This is a genomic window from uncultured Clostridium sp. (genome assembly GCF_934754925.1).
Classification (GTDB): Bacteria; Bacillota; Clostridia; order Clostridiales; family Clostridiaceae; genus Clostridium.
This window is the reverse complement of the sequence record NZ_CAKVJA010000002.1, coordinates 44,664-64,743: the sequence shown is the minus strand read 5'-3', so window position 1 is coordinate 64,743 and position 20,080 is coordinate 44,664. Positions and strand designations below refer to the sequence as shown.

Genomic DNA, 20,080 nt, shown 5'->3' with positions numbered 1-20,080 from the left:
TTATTTTTATATAAAACAACTTTCATTGGATTAGCTAAATTAAAATTTAGAATCTTACTTATATTATTGCAAACAAAAAGGGACTTAATACTAAGTCCCTTAATATCTTTATTAACTTTAAATTATCTAGTTAATAATTCCTTAACTTTAGCAGCCTTACCTACTCTATCTCTTAAGTAGAATAACTTAGCTCTTCTTACTTTACCTCTTCTTGTAACTTCCATCTTTTCGATGATTGGTGAGTTAACTGGGAAAGTTCTTTCAACTCCAACACCGTAAGCAACTCTTCTTACTGTGAAAGTTTCTCTTAAACCACCGTTTTGTCTCTTAATAACAGTACCTTCGAACATTTGTATTCTTTCTCTGTTACCTTCTTTAACTTTAACGTGTAATTTAACGTTATCCCCAACATTGAAGTTTGGTAAATCGTTTCTCATTTGTTCTGCTTCTATAGCTCTTAATATTTCGTTCATCGTGCATTCCCTCCTAAATTGATAATTGACGCTCTTAACAAATACTTTGACAGCGGAACGCCCGTACTAGCACAAAAGTTATTTTAACATAAGTTTTTTTATATTTCAAGTTATTATTTTTTGCTATTTAATAATTTTTTATCCTCTTTTGTAAGTATTATATCTTTATATAAATCAGGTCTTCTTTCTTTGGTTATCTCTAGAGATTGTAACCTTCTCCATTTTCTTATATTCTCATGATGTCCAGATAATAATACTGCTGGTACACTTTCTCCTTCGAAAATTTCAGGTCTTGTATACTGTGGATATTCAAGTAATCCATCAGAAAATGATTCATCCTCATGGCTCTCAGATTTATTTAATACACCTGGCACTAACCTTAAAATAGAATCAATAACAGGAATAGCTGCCATTTCTCCACCAGTTAATACAAAATCCCCTAAGGAAATTTCCATATCAACTTCTTTAAAAGCTCTTTCATCTATACCTTCATAGTGTCCACAAAGAAAAATTAAGTTTTCTTCCTTTGATAACTCTTCTGCCATTTTTTGATTGAAAGTTTTACCCTTAGGTCCTAAAAAAATTACTTTCCCATTGTTTTTTTCTTTCGATGCTCTTATAGAGTCCACAACTGGCTGTGCTGCCATTACCATACCAGCGCCTCCACCATAAGGATAATCATCAACCTTTTTATGTTTATTCAGAGTATAATCTCTTATATTTAAAGTATCAATTGTTATTAATCCCTTTTCTTGAGCTTTTCCTATTATACTATGATTAAAAATATCAAACATCTCTGGGAATAGAGTTAGAATACTAATCTTCATCCATCCATTCTCCTACTGGTCTTATTGTAATTTTTCTTTCATCTATATTAATATCCACTACTATACTTTTTAATACAGGTATTAATAATTCCTTTGGCTTTCTTATCCAATATACATCATTATTCTTAGTTTGTATAACATCATATATTCTTCCAAGTTCTTTTCCTTCTGTATCAAAAACTGTACATTCTCTTAAGTCTGCTAAAAAATAACAGTCTTCTTCAAGTTCAACTGCATTTTCTCTTTCTACTTCCATAAATTTTTCCTTAAGTCTTTCAGCATCTTCTATTCTATCTACACCTTCAAGTTTAACTATGATTCTATCCTTTTGATATTTACATCTTTCTATTTTAACTTCTTTACCTTCAATTAAAACATGCTCTAAATCATCAAATCTTCTCATATCATCTGTTAATGGAATAACTTTAACTTCACCTTTTAAACCATGAGTATTTACTATTTTACCAACTTTTAAATTTTTACTCACTAAATTCACCTCTTATGTTAGTTTAATTTTTTTCCTATATTATTTATATCAAACTTTTTATCTTTTAGCAAAATAATTATTACTTACCTCCAGTCCAATTCCAATATATGTATGAACCCCGGAGGTACGCCGTTTTTTTGTCGAATAAAAAAAGAGTTAGGAAAATCCTAACTCTTTACATCGATAATTTCAACTACTACTTTTTGATTTTCGTTTAGTGCTGCGGCTTTTACTACGGTTCTAATAGCTTTCGCTACTCTACCTTGTTTACCGATTACCTTACCCATATCTTCAGGAGCAACCCTTAATTCAAGAATTAAGTCTTGCTCTCCTTGAATTTCATTTACATGAACTTCATTTGGATTATCCACTAGGGATTTAGCAATTATTTCAACTAAATCTTTCATAAGAGTCTGCAAATACTATGTACTAATTGTATATGTATTTTGCAGAGTTCACCTCCCAAAAATTACTTGTTAAGTCCTACTGTGTTGAATAGTCTCTTAACTACGTCTGTAGGTTGTGCACCATTGTTTATCCACTTTGTAGCTTTTTCTTCATCGATTTTGATTTCAGCTGGTTCAGTTATTGGATTGTAGTACCCGATTTCTTCGATGAATCTTCCATCTCTTGGGCTTCTAGAATCAGCAACAACAACTCTGTAGAAAGGAGCTTTCTTAGCACCCATTCTTCTTAATCTGATTTTTACTGCCATTAATTTCACCTCCTTTAAAGGGTTATATATATAAACTCTTAAAAAGGTAATTTACCAAATAAACCTTTTTTGGACTTCTTAGTCAATGACTTCATTTGCTTCATTTGCTTTCTCATCATTTCATGTCCTTTTATGAGTTTGTTAACTTCCTGTAATGATGTACCAGAACCGTTAGCTATTCTCTTCTTTCTTGAAGAAGATCCAACTATAAGTTTTGGATTTTTTCTTTCCTTAGGAGTCATTGAATGAATTATTGCCTTTACTCTTGCTAATTGCTTTTCACCAGCATCAAAGTCAATTTCCTTCATCTCCTTAGGTATTCCTGGTATCATATCCATGATCTTACTTAATGATCCTAACTTTTTCATTTGCTCCATAGCTGTTAAGTAATCATCATAAGTAAAGTCATTTTCCATCATCTTTTGACCTAACTCTTTAGCTTCTTTTTCATCAATTGCTTCTTGAGCTTTTTCGATTAATGAAAGTACATCACCCATTCCTAGAATTCTACTAGCCATTCTATCTGGATGGAATACTTCAAAATCATTCATCTTTTCCCCAACACCAATAAATTTAATTGGTTTTTGAGTCATATGCCTAATTGATAAAGCAGCTCCACCTCTTGTATCTCCATCAAGCTTTGTTAATATAACTCCTGAGATATCAAGTGCTTCGTTAAAGGTTTCTGCAACATTCACAGCATCTTGTCCTGTCATTGAGTCAACAACAAGTAAGATTTCTGAAGGATTAACTTCAGCCTTTACATCTTTAAGTTCAGTCATTAGTTCTTCATCTATATGAAGTCTACCAGCTGTATCTATAATTACAACATTATTTCCGTTTTCCCTACCGTATTTTATACCTTCTTTGGCAATTTGTACAGGGCTAATTTTATCACCCATTTGGAAAACTGGAATGTCAATTTGCTTTCCTACAACCTCTAATTGTTTAATTGCTGCTGGTCTATATATATCGCAGGCAACTAATAAAGGTTTCTTATTTTTATCTTTTCTTAATTGTAGTGCAAGTTTACCAGCCATTGTGGTTTTACCAGCCCCTTGAAGTCCAACTAACATAATAACAGTTGGTCCAACACTAGCGAAGTTAATTTTACTTTCACTACCTCCCATAAGATCTGTAAGTTCATCATTAACAATCTTGATGACTTGCTGAGCAGGTGTTAAGCTTTCTAAAACTTCACTACCAACACATTTTTCACTAACGTTTTTAACAAAAGTTTTTACAACTTTAAAGTTAACGTCAGCTTCTAATAACGCAAGCTTTACTTCTCTCATGGCTTCTTTAATATCTTTCTCGCCTAATTTACCTTTGCCTCTAAGTTTTTTAAACGTCTCTTGTAACTTATCAGCTAAACCTTCAAAAGCCATGTTAACCCTCCTATGCCTATAAATTTTCTAGAGTTTCTTTGTAATTTTTGTAGTCTTCATCCATCAAAGAATACTTTTCATTAACTTCATTCAAGAATTTCGAAATCTTCTTTTCTTTTTCTAAAGACTTTTTAAGTAAATTTAATTTACTTTCATAGGCTAGAAATTGTTTGTAGCATCTTTTTATTAGGTCATGAATCGCTTGGCGACTCGTATTGTTTAATTCAGCAATCTCAGCTAAGGATAAATCCTCATTGTAATATAGCTCCATGATACTTTTTTGCTTTTCCGTAAGCAATGGACCATAATAATCCATTAATAAGGAAATCTCAACTCTATCTTCCATGCATATCACCTTACCCACATCTGAGATTTTAACAGAATAATAATTAGGTGTCAAGTATTTTTACTTAACACTTTTAAATTATTTTTTCATTCCTAATTTAAGCGCTAAACTCTTACTATACCTACTAATTTTAATCATACCATATTGGTATCTATAGTTATTTTAATGACTAATATAAATTTTAGCAACAAATTTTTAATTACTAATTATAAATTTTATAAGTTATATATAATTACAATTTATTATTTTAAAGTTAATAGTTAAGAATTAACTTGAACTTATATCTAGCTACAAAATATAACTTTTGTAAATAATAACAATTTTCTTCTTAACTACTAACTAATAAATACTAATTAAAATAATGCTTCTACAAAGCTTTCTGCATCAAATTCTTGTAGGTCTTCAATTCCTTCTCCTACCCCTATATATTTAACAGGGATTTTAAGAGTATTTTTTATAGAGATTACAACTCCACCTTTAGCAGTTCCATCAAGCTTAGTTAAAACTATTCCATCTATAGGGCACACCTCCATAAATTGCTTAGCTTGAATTACTGCATTTTGTCCTGTAGTTCCATCTAGTACCAATAAAGTTTGCTTATTAGCATCACTAAGTTCTCTATCTATTACTCTATTTATTTTTCCTAATTCATCCATTAAATTTTTCTTATTGTGTAATCTTCCTGCTGTATCACAAATAAGTAAATCTACACCTCTTGACTTAGAAGCATTAATTGCATCAAACACAACCGCTGCTGGATCTGATCCTTCCTCATGTTTAACAATATCAACTTTTGCTCTTTGACTCCAAACAAGCAACTGATCTATAGCACCTGCTCTAAATGTGTCAGCAGCTGCTAATAAAACTTTTTTACCTTTTTCCTTATTCATTGCTGCTAATTTACCTATACTTGTAGTTTTCCCAACACCATTTACACCTATTACTAAAATAACTTCTTTTCCACTTTTCTCTTCAGAACTTTCTTCAGTATCATCTATCATCATTTCAGCAATTACACTTTTTAAAGCCGGTCTAACTAATTCAACATCATTGATTTTTTCTTTTCTAATCTTATCTTTTAATCTTTCAATGATTTCCATAGTAGTATCCATACCTATATCTGCCATAATAAGTATTTCTTCTAACTCTTCGTATAAATCTTCATCAATTGTTACCGCTAAATTTAAAGCCTCATTTATTTTGTCTGTTAATGCATTTCTTGTTTTTGTTAATCCACTCTTAAGATTATTAAATAATTTACCAAACATATTACTACCTCCTAATTCTCTGACAAGTCTACTGATACTACTTTAGATATACCCTTTTCTTCCATGGTTATACCATACATTACATCACTAGCTTCCATTGTTCCTTTTCTATGTGTTATTACTATAAATTGAATGTTTTCCGAAAAAGCTTTTAAAAACTCTGCATACCTATAAACATTAGCATCATCTAAAGCCGCCTCTATTTCATCAAGTATACAGAATGGGGTTGGCTTCATTTTTAATATTGCAAATAATAAAGCAATTGCAGATAAAACTTTCTCTCCCCCAGACATTAAGTTTATATTTTGAAGTTTCTTACCTGGTGGCTCAACATTTATTATTATATTAGAATTTAAAATATCATCCCCACCTAAAATAAGTTCTGCATTACCACCTTTAAATAACTCTCTAAAGGTCTCTCCAAAATTTTCATTTAATATTTTAAAATTTTCTTTAAATAACTCTTGCATCTGAATAGTCATTTCATTTATAACTTCTATAAGCTCTTCCTTTGCCTTTTGTAAATCTAGCTCTTGTGATGACATAAACTCATACTTTTCACATACTTCGTCATATTCTACTATAGCTGATAAATTGACTGTTCCTAAAGCTGCTATCTTTGATTTCAATATAGAAATTTCATCTTTAAGCATATTCGTATTTTCAACACTAACAGCTATCTCTTTTGCTTCGGCAAGAGTTAAATTTAATTCACTATTCAATCTATTATAAAGAGCTTCTTGCTCACTTTCTATTTTAGCATGTTGTATAGCTCTTTTGTTTAATTCATTTTCTTCTACTCTTATTACTTCTATTATTTCACTAGTTATACTTTCCTTAGCCTTATAGCTTTCTTTAAGTTCAACCTTAATAATTTCATCTTCTCTAAAGGAATTTTCTAATTCTAAAACTCTTTGTTCTATTTCTTTTAATATATTTTCTTTATTTTTAACATTTTCAGATAAAGAATTAATATTGTTATGTTTAACAGAAATCTCCTCTTGCAATTGATTTATCTTATTTTCTTTTTCTCTTATCTCGAAATTCTTAGAAGATAATTGCATTCTTTGGCCTTGAAGACTTTCCTCTAAAGTTGCACTATTAACTTTTAAATTAACTAACTTTTCTTTTAAAGAATCTCTTTCATTATTATTATTAACGAGTTCTTCCTCAATTAATTTAACCTTTTCTTTTCTTTCGGCACTTTTAAGGTCTAACTTATTAAGTTCTTCTTTTTTATTTTCTAGCCTTTCTATTAACAAGTTAATTATATTATTATTCTCTTCTTTTCTTCTCTTAGAGCTTTCAATATTTTTATTTAATTTATCTCCATCATTTATAAGGTTTTTTATTTCACCTTCTAATACTGTTAACTCTATATTTTTGCTATGAACTTCTTCTCTTTTATTTAATATCTCTTCATCTAAGTTCTTTATTTTTAGCTTTATTTCATTAAACTTATAGACCTCATTATCATACTGTTCTTTTAGCCTTAATATATTTTGAGCTAACTCTTCAATTTCTCTTTTTCTACCTAAAAGATTCGCATTTTTACCTTGTATACTACCACCTGTTAAGGCACCTCCTGGGTTAATTACCTCACCAGTTAATGTAACTATTTTATAATTATGCCTTCCAATTTTAGATATATTAAGAGCACAATCCATATTTTCAGCAATTATAGTTCTACCTAGATTATATTCTATTACACCTTTATATCTTATATCATACTTTAGAATTTCTGAAGCAATTCCTATATATCCCTTAGCTTTTTTAATATCATTAGGTACTTCTAACTTTTTACCTCTAATAATATTTAAAGGTAAAAATGTTGCTCTACCTAATCCTCTATTCTTCAAATATGAAATTAAGTTTTTAGCATCAGTATCATTAACAGTTATTACATTAGATATTGCACCTCCTAAGGCTATCTCAATGGCAACTTCATACTTCTTCTCCACTTCAAAAACTTCACCAAGTACTTTTATATCCTTTATTCCTTGAACTCTACCCTTTTCAACATGCTCCATTAAACTCTTTACTGTTCTATTATATCCATCATAATGCTTTTCTAAAGTTTCTAAAGTATTATGAGTAGCTTCTGACTCATTAATTTTTTTTGATAACATTTTAAGCTTATTATCTTGATTATTTAAAAGAGAATGTGTTTTAGATAACTCTTTTCTTATTGATACTACCTCTTCTTCTAATTTAGAAATATTATCTTTTGTATGTATAAGCTTTAGTTTAACTTCCTCTATAGTTCCTATATTAATCGCTAGATTTCCTTCTAAAGTAGCTATTGATTTATCTAAACTTTCCTGTATATCATTTTTTTCATTTATTTCTTTTTTTAAACTTTGAATTGTATTATTAATATCAGAATTTCTAGATATAATTTCAAATTCATTATTTTTTAAGATATTAAGTTCCTTTTCTATTTTGTCAATTTTTATAGTTATATCATTAATTAATCTTTCTACACTTTTAATTTCAGAACCCTTATCTTTACTTTCTTTACTCTTTTCATTTAACTTTTCTTCTAAGTCCTTCTTTTCTAAAGTAACTTTTTCTAGGTCCTCTTTTAAAAGTTTTATTTCATTTTCTTCTTTTTCTATTAATGATTTAAAATTATTAATTCTTTCTTTAAAAAGCTCAATATCTCTAAGATGATTTGTAGCCTCTTCCTTTTTCGTATAATATTCTTCTTTTTCTAATTTATTTTTCTTTTCTATATTTTCTATTTTTATTTGCAACTCATCTAAAACATTTTTATGAGCCTTAAGCTTTTCTCTTTTACTCTCTATTGATTCTTGTCTTTTTTCTATTTCACCAGATAATCCATCTATATCTTTTGAAACTCTATCAATGTGATTAACTAATATAGAAACTTCTTTTACATTTAACTCTTCTGCTAAAGCTTTATATTTTACAGCCTTTTCCTTTTCTACTCTTAATGGCTCAAGTCTCTCTTCATAAGTTGCTATTATATCTCTAATTCTAACTAAATTACTATCAGTGTTATCAAGTCTTTTTTCAGCTTCTTCTTTTCTAGACTTATATTTAACAATTCCAGCAGCCTCTTCTAATAAAGCCCTTCTTTCTTCTGGCTTACCACTTAATATTGCATCAATTTTACCTTGTCCAATTATAGAATACCCTTCTTTACCTATACCTGTATCCATAAATAATTCAGTAATATCCTTTAATCTACATTTTTGATTATTAATTAAATACTCTGTTTCACCAGATCTAAATATTCTTCTAGTTACTGTTACTTCATTGTAGTCCGTTGATAATGTTCCATCTGAGTTATCTAAAGTAAGGGATACTTGTGCAAGTCCTAAGGGTTTTCTAAATTGTGTTCCTGCAAAAATAACATCTTCCATTTTACCTCCTCTAAGACTTTTCACACTTTGCTCTCCAAGCACCCATCTTACAGAATCAGAAACGTTACTTTTTCCACTACCATTAGGTCCAACAACTGCAGTTACTCCCTTTTTAAATCTCAATTCAGTCTTATCTGCAAAAGATTTAAATCCACGTATCTCAAGTGACCTTAAAAACATAAATCCACTCCTTATCTTTTTATATAAAAGCTGGTACTAAACTTAGTAAAAATACTATAAGCATAAAAATACTAATTATATATATCATTTTTTCTCTTGTCTTCGCTTTCATAATAACTCTCACTCCATTCTTTCTCTAGTTTATAGCAAAGCTAAAGAAATATCAATAAAACAATGACAAGATTCAAAGCTTATAAACAAGAATATTATTACTTATCTTGCTATATACCCTTTGCCCCTTGTCACCTAAATTCATATCTTTTATTATTTTAACTACTAAAGTTTAAACTTCCACAATTATATTTTAAATTCTTCCCTCTTCTCAATAATTGTTAGCTTAACTCTTCCCTTTTTAACCTTATTGTTAGTATTAACATATACCTTACCTTGTCTATTAGCTAAAAAAGCTTTAAAATACTGCTTTTTATTGGTATATAGCTTACTAACATCCTTTTCATTGATTTCAACTATAATATCCTTTTCCTTTGGAGATCTTTTATCTAAAGTCTCACAAATTAAGTGTCCTTCTACTAATTCTCTAAAAGCTGGATGAAAAGGTCCATCTACTATATCTTTTCCTGTAGTAATAGTATCTGTTGGCTGTAATCCAATTCTAATTACCTTAATTTTAGCTTCATTATATAACTTTAACATTTCACCACTAATATATACAGCTTCATCTAAAGAGTATGGTACATAATCTCCTCTTTTATACATATCCTCCATAGGAGTATCTTTAATAACTAATGATGGATATATTCTACATATATCTGGCTTCATTTCAATTGACTTTTTAGTAGTTTCTATATCAATTTCAAAATTATCCCCTGGTAATCCTGGCATTATTTGATGACCTAAAGTAAATCCTGCTTCCTTAATAAGTTTAGATGCAACTACTACATCATTAACACTATGTCCTCTACCAGCTTTTCTTAAAACTTCATCATCTAAAGATTGAACTCCAAGCTCTATTATATCAACCTTATATTCCTTTAAATATCCTAAGATATATGGCAGTATAGCATCTGGTCTTGTTGATAACCTTATTTTATGTATTAGACCTTTTTCCTTATACTCTCTAGCAACTTCTAACAACTCTTTTTGCTTATTAACATCAATTGCAGTAAATGTGCCTCCAAAAAATGATACTTCTATAGTTGCACCTTTACTATTTATAGTACCTAAATATTCATCTATAATTTTTCTAACATCACTAGCAAAAACTTCTTCATATTTTCCTGCTATTCTATCTTGATTACAAAACACGCACTGATGTGGACATCCTTGATGAGAAATAAAAACAGGAATTATATAATAATTCTTACTCATTTTTATCCTCCAAAACCTTTAATGCTGCTTTTGCTGCATTTTGCTCTGACTCCTTCTTACTATAACCTTCACCACAAGTTAGTTCGTTATTGTCAATTATAAGTTTTGTATAGAATTTTCTTCTATGTGGAGGCCCTTCAAACTTAATAAGTTCATATACTATAGATACCTCTCCATTTTTTTGAAGATATTCTTGTAATCTAGTCTTATAATCTAATATTATATCATTATTTATTGCACGATTTATTATATCTTCGAATCTACCTATAATATAATCTTTTGCAAATTCTAAACCTTTATCTAAATATATAGCTGCTATTAAGGCTTCTACAGCATCAGCTATTAAGGATACTCTTTCTCTTCCTCCAGTTAACTCTTCACCTTTACTCATTCTTAATAAGTAACCTAAGTTTAAAGATTTCCCTATTTCATATAAAGAATTTTCACAAACAATTAAACTACGTATCTTAGTTAATTCTCCTTCACTTTTTTCTTTATAATTTAAAAATAAATATTCAGTAATACATACTTGAAGAATGGCATCTCCTAAAAATTCAAATCTTTCATTATATTCTTCATCCCTATGTTGATTTGCATATGATGAATGAGTTAAAGCCGTCAATAATAATTTAGGTTCATTAAACTTAATACCTATTATATCTTCAGCTTCTCTCTGATAGAAACTATTCATTATTTACACTCCTTCAAGTTTATTCTTCAACTTGCTTATATAAACAAATTCAAGAATAAACTATTTAGTTTTTTATAAAAGTACTTTATAAATAAAATCCCGCAAATACTGCGGGATTTTATTTATTCCTCAACATGTGACTTTACAAATCTAACTACATCACCAACAGTTACAAAGTTCTCTGCGTCTTCGTCTGGAATTTCCATATCTAGCTCATCTTCTAAAGCCATTATAAGTTCAACTATATCTAAAGAATCTGCATTTAAGTCTTCTAAAAATGCTGAATCCATAGTTATTTCGTCTTCATTAATACTTAGCTTATCAGCAATGATTTCTCTAATCTTTTCAAACATTCTTTCACCTCCTAAACACACCCATTTAGATAATATTATATATTTTTATTGTCGTCAATATAATTACTTATATTTATTATGAAAACGACTAATAAAACATTTTTTCTTTTACTTAATAAAATATATTATAACTTATACTTTCTTTAAACTCTAAGCCTTTAACTCTAATTCTTCTTTAATTTTTTCTAATACTTTACTGTCATAGAATTGTTTACTTTGTCTTATAGCATTTTTAAAAGCTTTTCCATCAGAACTTCCATGTGCTTTAATACAAATTCCATCAACACCTAAAAACGGTGCTCCACCATATTCTTTATAATCAAACTTTTTCTTTATACCTTTAAATACAGGTTTCAAGAAAAGGGCTCCAACCTTTGCTTTAACACCACTAGAAGTAATTTCATCTTTAATTATATTTAAAAGAGTAGATGCTGTTCCTTCATACATTTTTAAAATTGTGTTACCTGCAAAGCCATCACAAACGAGAACATTAGTATCGCCTGAAGTAACATCTCTAGGTTCTACATTTCCTATAAAGTTTAGTCCCTTTTCATTTTTTAATAATTGGTATGTATTTTTAGTTAATTCATTACCTTTTTCTTCTTCAGCACCAATATTAACTAATCCAACACTAGGGTTCTCTACTTTTAATACACCTTTATAATATTCTCTACCCATATGAGCAAACTGAACTAAATACTCTGGCTTACAATCTACATTAGCTCCTGCATCTACAATCATAAATGGTGCATTCTTTCCTGGCATAATAGGAGTTAGTGCTGGTCTCTTAACGCCTTTAATTCTTCCTACAATAAAATTACAACCTGCTAAAAAAGCTCCCGTACTTCCTGCTGATAAAACAGCATCACACCTTTTTTCCTTAACTAAATTTAAAGCTTTACACAAACTTGAATCTTTCTTTTTTCTTATAGCCATAACTGGATGCTCATTAGTTGATATAACTTCTTTTGCATCTACTATAGTTATTTTATCACCAGTATAATTTTCTTGCTTTAATTGCTCTTTTATTATATCTTCTGGCCCTGTTATAAAAAACTCCAAATCATTAAATTCTTTAAGAGCTTGCACTACACCATTAACAACAGCTTGTGGTGCATTATCTCCACCCATACCATCTATAGCAATTCTCATTTCTTTCACCCCTTATTTCTTTATATATAAAGAAAAGAAAGTCATAAGACTTTCTTTTATTCTTCAGTTGAAGCAACTACTTCTTTACCTTTGTAGAATCCACAGTTCTTACAAACTCTGTGAGCCATCTTCATTTCGTGGCATTGTGGACATTCAACTATTCCTGGTAAGCTTAACTTAAAAGTTTGAGCTCTTCTAGAATCTCTTTTTGCTCTATATGTCTTTCTAGCTGGATTTCCCATTATTACACCTCCTTATTCCCCAAACAACTCTCTAAGCTTTGCAAGCCTAATATCAACATCATAATCTAAACAACTACAATTTTCAACATTTTTATTTGCACCGCATTGAGAACATAGTCCCTTACAGTCTTCCTTGCAAAGTCTTTTGATAGGTAAGGTTGAAATAATACTATTTTCAATAATCTCGGTAATATCTAGTGTATCACCATCTACAAACATAATTTCCTCACTATCAAGTTCCTTATTGTTTGTAAACCTTTCTTCTATATCAATATCTATTGGATAGATAAAGGTATCTAAGCATCTAGAACAATTTAGCTTTAGTTTTGTTTTTATAGAAGCATTTATTACTATAACATCATTTTCTGATATTGCAACCCCTTCTACAGAAACTTTTTCAATTGCTCTAATTTCTTCTCCTTCGAATTCAAATGGTTCTAACTCGAATGATAAAGATATTTGTTTTTTTCTGTTCTTTTTAGATAATAAGTCTGAAAAATTAATTACCATATCTTAAGCCCTGGATATAATCCTCATACCTTCAAGGTATATTATACACTATGTACAGCTTGAGCCAAAGCAATATTTCACTCCTCGCTAAAATTTACTGAATTCAAACACAATTTATTATATAAAGGTCGACATTAAAAGTCAAGCTTTATATACAAATTACTTTTGTATTAATTCTAAAGTATCTCTAGCAATCATTAATTCTTCGTTTGTAGGTATAACGAAAGCTTTAACTTTGCATCCTGCTTTAGATATTTCTCTTACCTTACCTCTAACATTGTTAGCTTCTTTATCTATTTCTACTCCTAAGAATTCTAATCCTTTTAGGCACTCTTCTCTAGTTTCTGGTCCATTTTCTCCTACACCAGCAGTAAATACTATAGCATCTACTCCACCCATTATAGCAGCGTATGATCCAATTGTAGCTCTTACTTTGTATTCAAATACTTTAAGTGCTAATATTGCTCTTGGGTCCTTATCCTTAAATGCACCATCTTCAATATCTCTGAAGTCTGAGCTTATTCCTGATATTCCAAGAACTCCTGATTTTTTATTCATTAAATCATTAACTTCATCAGCCGATAATCCTTCTTCTTTCATTAAGAATGTAACTATAGCTGGATCTATATTACCACATCTTGTTCCCATTGCAACACCTTCAAGTGGAGTGAATCCCATTGAAGTATCAACAGATACACCATTCTTAACAGCACATAAACTTGCACCATTTCCTAAATGACAAGTAATTATTTTTAAGTCTTTAATATCTCTTCCCATAACTTCAGCAACTTTTTGTGAAACATACTTATGTGAAGTTCCGTGGAATCCATATTTTCTTATTCCGTGCTTCTTATATAACTCATATGGTAAAGCATAGATATATGCTTCTTCTGGCATAGTTCCATGGAAAGCAGTATCAAATACAGCTACCATTGGTGTATTTGGCATTAATTCTTCACAAGCATTAATTCCTATCATGTTTGCTGGGTTGTGAAGTGGAGCTAATTTAAAGCATTCTTCTATATATGACTTAACCTCTGCATCAATTATAACAGACTTATTGTACTTTTCTCCACCGTGTACAACTCTATGTCCTACTGCTGAAATTTCATCCATTGAAGAAATAACACCGTTTTTCTCATCTACTAAAGCTTCTAAAACTAACTTTATTGCATCTTTGTGATCTGCCATAGGTTGTTTTACTATGTATTTATCTCTACCTTCAACCTTTTGAGTTAAAACAGAACCTTCAATACCTATTCTTTCAACTAATCCTTGTGCTAGTGATTCTTCTGTTGTCATATCGATTAATTGATATTTAAGTGAAGAACTTCCACAGTTTATAACTAATACTTTCATCTTTGAACACCTCTTAAATTGTTTAATTTTACTATTTTGCATTTTGAGCTTGTGCTTGAACTGCAGTTAATACTACAACATTAACGATATCCTCTGAGTTACATCCTCTTGATAAATCATTAATTGGCTTAGCAAATCCTTGACACATTGGTCCTATAGCCTCTGCTCCTGCAAATCTTTGAACTAACTTATATCCAATATTACCTGATTGTAAATCTGGGAATATTAATACATTTGCCTTACCAGCAACTTTACTATTTGGCGCTTTTTGAGCTGCAACACTTTCTACTATAGCTGCATCTAATTGTAATTCACCATCGATTAATAAATCCGGTCTTAATTCTTTTGCAAGTTCTGTTGCTTTTCTAACCTTGTCAACCATCTCATGATCAGCACTTCCCATTGTTGAAAATGATAACATCGCAACTCTTGGCTCTACTTTGCAAAGGTTACGTGCTGTATCAGCAGTTGCAATAGCAATAGCTGCTAATTGTTCATAATTTGGATTTGGATTAACAGCACAGTCTGAGAATAATAACATTCCATTTTCTCCGTACTTAGATCCTGGTACCATCATGATAAAGAAACTTGATACAACAGATACTCCTGGTGCAGTTTTAATAATTTGTAAACCTGGTCTTAATAAATCTCCAGTTGTGTGAACAGCACCTGATACCATTCCATCAGCATCATCTAATTTAACCATCATTGTTCCGAAATATAATGGATCTCTAACGATTTTGTCAGCTTTCTCTAAAGTCATTCCTTTACTTTTTCTTGACTCATAAAATGCATTTATATAATCTTGAAGTCTATCTGATTTGTCTGGATTGACTATTTCAACACCAGTTAAATCAACTCCAAGTTCTTTAGCTTTTTCTAATATTTTTTCTTCATTACCAACTAGGATTGGAAAGGCTAAACCTAATTTTTGAATTTTTTCAGTAGCAATAATAGTTCTTTCTTCATCACCTTCAGGTAAAACTATTCTTTGCTTATTTTCCTTAGCCGCATTCCATAATTTATCCATAAGTTCCATATTTAATTTCCCCTTTCGACTTTGTACGGTCTCATCTTCACTATTACTATACTCCTATGAGTACATATTTTTCAATACCTAAATTACTCAAAAATTTAATTCTTTATATTATAAATTTTCTGAATTTTACTATATATTTAAACTTATATAATATAAATATTATATAAATCCTTCCACATTTCCTCCTCTATGCTATAATATTTTTATATTTCCCAAAAAGGAGTTTAAATATGAATATAACTGGAATAATTACTGAATATAATCCATTTCACAATGGACACCTTTATCATTTAAGAGAAGCAAAAAAGAATACAAATGCCGATGCTATCATTTGTGTAATGAGTGGAAACTTCGTTCAAAGAGGTGGTCCTGCAATAATTGACAAATGGAAAAGAACTGAAATGGCCTTAAATAACGGAGTAGATTTAATTATTGAACTTCCTACATACTACGCAGTTTCATCTGCGGAATTTTTTGCAAAAGGCTCTGTATCAATTCTTCATAATCTTGGTATTGTTAATAATTTATTTTTCGGTTCTGAATGTGGAGATGTAGATAAACTAACGGCACTTTCAAAGATTTTAGTTAACGAAGATACTCAGCTAAAATCTCTTATAAAGGAGCATTTAGCTAAAGGAGATACATTTGCAAAAGCTCGTGAAAAAAGCTTAATACAATACTTAAAAGACGAAGAGATAAACAAGATAATAACTTCATCAAATAATATTTTAGGCATTGAATACATAAAGTCTATTCTTAGACTAAACAGCACAATTACCCCTTCTACATTAAAACGAGAAGGATCTAACTACAACGATAAAAATCTCTCTAATTCCTTTTCATCAGCTACAGCAATTAGAGAGCTGTTAAAAAACAAAAATTCTTTAGAAAACTTAAAAAATTTAATTCCTAAAGAATCTTATGAAATATTTAGTAAATTGCAAGATGAGAACTATCCTCTTGTCTTTGATGAAGATATGTTTAAATTTATAAAATATAAAATCCAAACAAATTGTATAAACTTTAACAATCTTTATGAGATAACGGAAGGCTTAGAAAATAAATTGATAAAAGAAATAACTTCATCAAATTCTTATGAAGATTTTATTTTAAAAGTAAAGAGCAAGAGATATACATATAGTAAAATTTCAAGAATTCTAACTCATATTTATCTTGGACTTGATTCTAATACTTTTTTAAATATAGATAATCCAAATAACCTTTACGCAAGAGTTCTAGGCTTTAACAATAGAGGAAGAGAAGTTCTTTCATTAATAAAAAGAAACTCCTCCATCCCCCTTATTACCAAAGTTCCACGTTTTACTAATAATCCTTTACTTCAATTTGATATACAAGCTACAGCTGCTTATGCAAATTTAAATAATAAAATAAACCCAAATAAAGATTATCTTCAAAGTCCAATAATAAAATATTAATAATACTTTATGTATACCGCATATAAATACTATAGATGGGAGGGAATACCATGTATAGTATTATTTTTTTATTAATAATCATATTTTTTCTACTGTTACTACTTTTTAAACTATTTGACAAAAACCATAATTACTTTATGTGTGTTTTAATCACAATGTTTATTTTTATTTTTGTATACAATCTACAAAGCTGTATAGATGCAGCATTAATCGGAGTAAGCTTAGTGGTAAAGACTATCATTCCAACAATTTTTCCTTTTTCCGTAATATGCAACCTTTTAATTTCCTATGACGGAGTTGGATTATATTCAAAAATATTAGGACCAATACTTTGTAAGCCTCTTAAGCTTTCAAAATCCTCTTCATTCCCCATAGTTGCTAGCTTTTTAAGTGGTTATCCTCTCGGTTGTAAGTACTGTTGTGATCTTTATTCCTTAGGATACATAGATAAAAGTGAGTTCCAAAGACTTTTAAATATAGCTAGCAATGCAAGCCCTATGTTCATAATAGGCTCTATTGGAGCAACAATGTTAGGAGATGTGAAATTAGGTTTTATTTTACTTATCGCTAATTATTTATCCCCTATTATTGTAGGTATTTTAACAATAAATCCAAGTAAAACAACATCTTCTATGAAGGAATTACCTGAAAATAATACCAATATGAACTTTGGTTCTGCTTTAAAATCTGCTTTAGATAATGGAATTAATACTACATTACAAGTTGGTGCTTTTGTAGTACTATTCTCTATAATCATAAGTATAATAAAAAACAATGCTTATATAAGCATTGCTTTTAATAATATAGAAGCTTTTTTAAATCTTCCTAAATATTCAATTTATGGACTATTTCTAGGCAGTGTTGAGTTTACTAATGGTTGTAATCTTATAACTACCTTACCTTTAACACTTCCATTTAAACTAGCTATAATAAGCTTTATTTGTTCTTTTTCTAGCTTATCAGTAATAGCGCAAATAAGCTCATTTGTCTATAAATATGATATTTCTTTAGCAAAATATAGCTTTATGAAATTTATTCAAGGAGTACTAAGCTTTAGCATAACTTTTATCATTAGCAGCATTTTCTCACTACAATATACCGCTTATACCTCCTCTGCTACTATTGATAATTTCAATATTTCAATAATAATTTCATTAACTTTGTCACTTTTATTAATAGGAACTTTAATAATTTTACTCATAAAAAAGCTACATCGTTCTTAATTCAGCTATATTTTCTTTAATTATTGTTCCTGTTTGTGTTAAATTTTCATCTATTTGCTTTGCTACTTTTTCAAAAGATTCTTGCATAGATTTAATTAACTGTTCCTTTTGTTTTTCTATTTCAACATCTAATTGCATTAAAATTTCATTTGAATATTCTCTAGAACCTATTCTAATAGCTTTAGCATCTCTTTGTGCTAGAGCTATTATTTCACTTGCTCTCATTTTAGCTTCTCTAACAAGATCATGGGTCTCAACATTTTGCTTCATTATTTCTACTGTTTCTTTTTTTACATTATCGAATTCTTTTTGTGCTTCTTGAAGAATTCTATCTTTTTCATTAACAACCCACTGGGCCTTTTTAAACTGATCTGGCAAATAATTAATTATTTGATCTATTACTTCATTAAACTCTTTCTTATCAATAATTGTTTTTCCTGTTATAGGCATTTTAGGTGAACTTTCCACCATATCTTGCAAATACTCTAATAGTTCAATAACATTCAATTCTACCTTTTCCAAAATATACCCCCTAAGTTTTATCCCTTAATCTTTCTAATAACATCATCAACTATTTCATCCGGAACTAAGCCATTAATATTTCCACCAAATTTAGCAACTTGCTTAACTGATGATGAACTTAAAAATGAATTAGCTGCAGACGTAGTCATAAATAAAGTTTCAACATCTGAATCTAATTGAGAATTCATCAATGCCATCTGAAACTCATACTCAAAGTCTGATACCGCTCTTAACCCTTTTAATATAACTCTTGCATTATTTTTTTTAGCCAATTCAACTAAGAGCCCGTTAAAACTTACAACCTCAACATTTTCTAAATGCTTTGTAACTCTTTTTATAAGCTCAACCCTCTCTTCAATAGGAAATAACCCTACCTTATCAACATTGACTAAAACACCAACTATAAGTTTATCAAATACCTTTGATCCTCTTGTAATAATATCTAAATGACCATTAGTAACAGGATCAAAACTACCTGGATAAATTGCAACTCTCATAATTTACTCCCCATGTTATTCTCTAATATATTTATAGTAACAAACTGTTGTGTTACCATATTTCTTACTTTTAAACAATTTGATATCTTCATACCCTTCATAAATTTCTTCTATTGAATCTATTTTAGTTACTATTATACCATCTTCAGCTAACATATTATTTTCCTCAACAATTTTAATTGCTTCTGGAATCATTTCTCTGCAATAAGGAGGATCTATAAAAATAACATCCATTACCTTACCCTTTTTAGCTAAATTTCTAAGAACTTCATATGAATCCATATTTAAAGGAAAACAAAAATCTTCAAACTTTAAATTTTTCACATTTTCTTTTAATAACGGAAATGTTACAGCACTCTTATCAACTAAATATACTTCCTTAGCCCCTCTACTTGCTGCTTCTAATCCTAAACTACCTGTTCCAGCAAATACATCAATTACTACTGCATCTAATAAATAATTTTGTATTGTACTAAACATAGCTTCCTTAACTCTATCTAAAGTAGGTCTAGTTTCCATAGTTGCTGGAGGTATTAACTTACGTCCTCTTGCTTTTCCTGCTATAATTCTCATTTAATTTCCTCCTTTGTCATTAACATTATAATTCTAACATATAATTAATTTATTAACAATTTTTTTATTATAATTGAATTT

At 29.5% G+C, this 20,080-nt stretch carries 22 protein-coding genes; 2 read left to right on the top strand and 20 right to left on the bottom strand.

The window, feature by feature from the left end:
* Positions 1-122: 122 nt before the first annotated feature.
* The 17 genes from rplS to pta all read right to left on the bottom strand — a co-directional run bounded on the left by rplS (position 123) and on the right by pta (position 15,748).
* Entirely contained in the window at positions 123-473 is a 351-nt protein-coding gene (rplS, locus tag Q0G30_RS01760; protein WP_133014192.1) for a 50S ribosomal protein L19, read from the bottom strand.
* A gap of 113 nt (positions 474-586) precedes the next feature.
* Positions 587-1,300 carry a tRNA (guanosine(37)-N1)-methyltransferase TrmD gene (gene trmD / locus Q0G30_RS01755; RefSeq protein WP_294385689.1) on the bottom strand — a complete coding sequence of 238 codons (714 nt, stop codon included), beginning with the start codon at positions 1,298-1,300 and terminating at the stop codon, positions 587-589.
* Positions 1,290-1,787, bottom strand: a complete 498-nt coding sequence (rimM, locus tag Q0G30_RS01750) for a ribosome maturation factor RimM (RefSeq protein ID WP_294385687.1) — start codon at positions 1,785-1,787, stop codon at positions 1,290-1,292. The genes trmD and rimM overlap by 11 nt, the downstream gene beginning before the upstream one ends.
* Positions 1,788-1,954: 167 nt before the next feature.
* Positions 1,955-2,194: a KH domain-containing protein gene (locus Q0G30_RS01745; protein ID WP_195468451.1), complete on the bottom strand. Its 240-nt coding sequence runs from the start codon at positions 2,192-2,194 to the stop codon at positions 1,955-1,957.
* Between the two features lie 62 nt (positions 2,195-2,256).
* Positions 2,257-2,502, bottom strand: a complete 246-nt coding sequence (gene rpsP, locus Q0G30_RS01740) for a 30S ribosomal protein S16 (protein WP_042396852.1) — start codon at positions 2,500-2,502, stop codon at positions 2,257-2,259.
* A 38-nt stretch (positions 2,503-2,540) separates the two neighbouring features.
* The gene (ffh, locus tag Q0G30_RS01735) at positions 2,541-3,890 is read right to left on the bottom strand and encodes a signal recognition particle protein (protein WP_294385683.1); all 1,350 of its coding nucleotides are present in this window, start codon (positions 3,888-3,890) and stop codon (positions 2,541-2,543) included.
* A 16-nt stretch (positions 3,891-3,906) separates the two neighbouring features.
* Positions 3,907-4,236 (bottom strand): putative DNA-binding protein, encoded by a 330-nt coding sequence (locus Q0G30_RS01730; RefSeq protein ID WP_294385681.1) that lies wholly within the window; start codon positions 4,234-4,236, stop codon positions 3,907-3,909.
* Between the two features lie 353 nt (positions 4,237-4,589).
* Positions 4,590-5,504: a signal recognition particle-docking protein FtsY gene (gene ftsY, locus Q0G30_RS01725; protein WP_294385679.1), complete on the bottom strand. Its 915-nt coding sequence runs from the start codon at positions 5,502-5,504 to the stop codon at positions 4,590-4,592.
* An 11-nt stretch (positions 5,505-5,515) separates the two neighbouring features.
* Positions 5,516-9,073 (bottom strand): chromosome segregation protein SMC, encoded by a 3,558-nt coding sequence (gene smc / locus Q0G30_RS01720; RefSeq protein ID WP_294385678.1) that lies wholly within the window; start codon positions 9,071-9,073, stop codon positions 5,516-5,518.
* A 297-nt stretch (positions 9,074-9,370) separates the two neighbouring features.
* Positions 9,371-10,402 (bottom strand): radical SAM protein, encoded by a 1,032-nt coding sequence (locus Q0G30_RS01715; protein WP_294385676.1) that lies wholly within the window; start codon positions 10,400-10,402, stop codon positions 9,371-9,373.
* On the bottom strand, positions 10,395-11,093 hold the full coding sequence (gene rnc, locus Q0G30_RS01710) for a ribonuclease III (protein ID WP_294385674.1): 699 nt from the start codon (positions 11,091-11,093) through the stop codon (positions 10,395-10,397). Before rnc ends, Q0G30_RS01715 begins: the two co-directional genes overlap by 8 nt.
* A 122-nt stretch (positions 11,094-11,215) precedes the next feature.
* Positions 11,216-11,446, bottom strand: a complete 231-nt coding sequence (acpP, locus tag Q0G30_RS01705) for an acyl carrier protein (RefSeq protein WP_294385672.1) — start codon at positions 11,444-11,446, stop codon at positions 11,216-11,218.
* A 150-nt stretch (positions 11,447-11,596) separates the two neighbouring features.
* Positions 11,597-12,598, bottom strand: a complete 1,002-nt coding sequence (plsX, locus tag Q0G30_RS01700; protein WP_294385670.1) for a phosphate acyltransferase PlsX — start codon at positions 12,596-12,598, stop codon at positions 11,597-11,599.
* A 56-nt stretch (positions 12,599-12,654) separates the two neighbouring features.
* A complete protein-coding gene (rpmF, locus tag Q0G30_RS01695; protein WP_005213472.1) occupies positions 12,655-12,840 on the bottom strand; it encodes a 50S ribosomal protein L32 in 186 nt (61 codons plus the stop codon).
* 12 nt (positions 12,841-12,852) lie between these two features.
* Positions 12,853-13,350: a DUF177 domain-containing protein gene (locus Q0G30_RS01690; protein WP_294385667.1), complete on the bottom strand. Its 498-nt coding sequence runs from the start codon at positions 13,348-13,350 to the stop codon at positions 12,853-12,855.
* Positions 13,351-13,509: 159 nt separating this feature from the next.
* On the bottom strand, positions 13,510-14,709 hold the full coding sequence (locus Q0G30_RS01685; protein WP_294385665.1) for an acetate kinase: 1,200 nt from the start codon (positions 14,707-14,709) through the stop codon (positions 13,510-13,512).
* A gap of 31 nt (positions 14,710-14,740) precedes the next feature.
* Entirely contained in the window at positions 14,741-15,748 is a 1,008-nt protein-coding gene (gene pta / locus Q0G30_RS01680; RefSeq protein ID WP_294385664.1) for a phosphate acetyltransferase, read from the bottom strand.
* 230 nt (positions 15,749-15,978) lie between these two features.
* Between pta and Q0G30_RS01675 the strand changes: the two genes are divergently transcribed.
* Complete coding sequence (locus tag Q0G30_RS01675) at positions 15,979-17,184, top strand: nucleotidyltransferase (protein WP_294385663.1); 1,206 nt, start codon at positions 15,979-15,981, stop codon at positions 17,182-17,184.
* Positions 17,185-17,219: 35 nt separating this feature from the next.
* The gene (gene ylbJ / locus Q0G30_RS01670) at positions 17,220-18,407 is read left to right on the top strand and encodes a sporulation integral membrane protein YlbJ (protein WP_366013302.1); all 1,188 of its coding nucleotides are present in this window, start codon (positions 17,220-17,222) and stop codon (positions 18,405-18,407) included.
* Here the strand turns inward: ylbJ and Q0G30_RS01665 are convergent.
* Genes Q0G30_RS01665 through rsmD form a run of 3 tightly spaced genes read right to left on the bottom strand, consistent with a single transcriptional unit; the run spans position 18,393 to position 19,999 of the window.
* A complete protein-coding gene (locus Q0G30_RS01665) occupies positions 18,393-18,929 on the bottom strand; it encodes an ATPase (RefSeq protein WP_294385658.1) in 537 nt (178 codons plus the stop codon). The genes ylbJ and Q0G30_RS01665 overlap by 15 nt on opposite strands.
* Before the next feature lie 17 nt (positions 18,930-18,946).
* Positions 18,947-19,426, bottom strand: coding sequence for a pantetheine-phosphate adenylyltransferase (gene coaD, locus Q0G30_RS01660; RefSeq protein WP_294385655.1), 480 nt, complete (start codon positions 19,424-19,426; stop codon positions 18,947-18,949).
* Between the two features lie 15 nt (positions 19,427-19,441).
* Positions 19,442-19,999 carry a 16S rRNA (guanine(966)-N(2))-methyltransferase RsmD gene (gene rsmD / locus Q0G30_RS01655; RefSeq protein ID WP_294385652.1) on the bottom strand — a complete coding sequence of 186 codons (558 nt, stop codon included), beginning with the start codon at positions 19,997-19,999 and terminating at the stop codon, positions 19,442-19,444.
* Between the last annotated feature and the right edge of the window lie 81 nt (positions 20,000-20,080).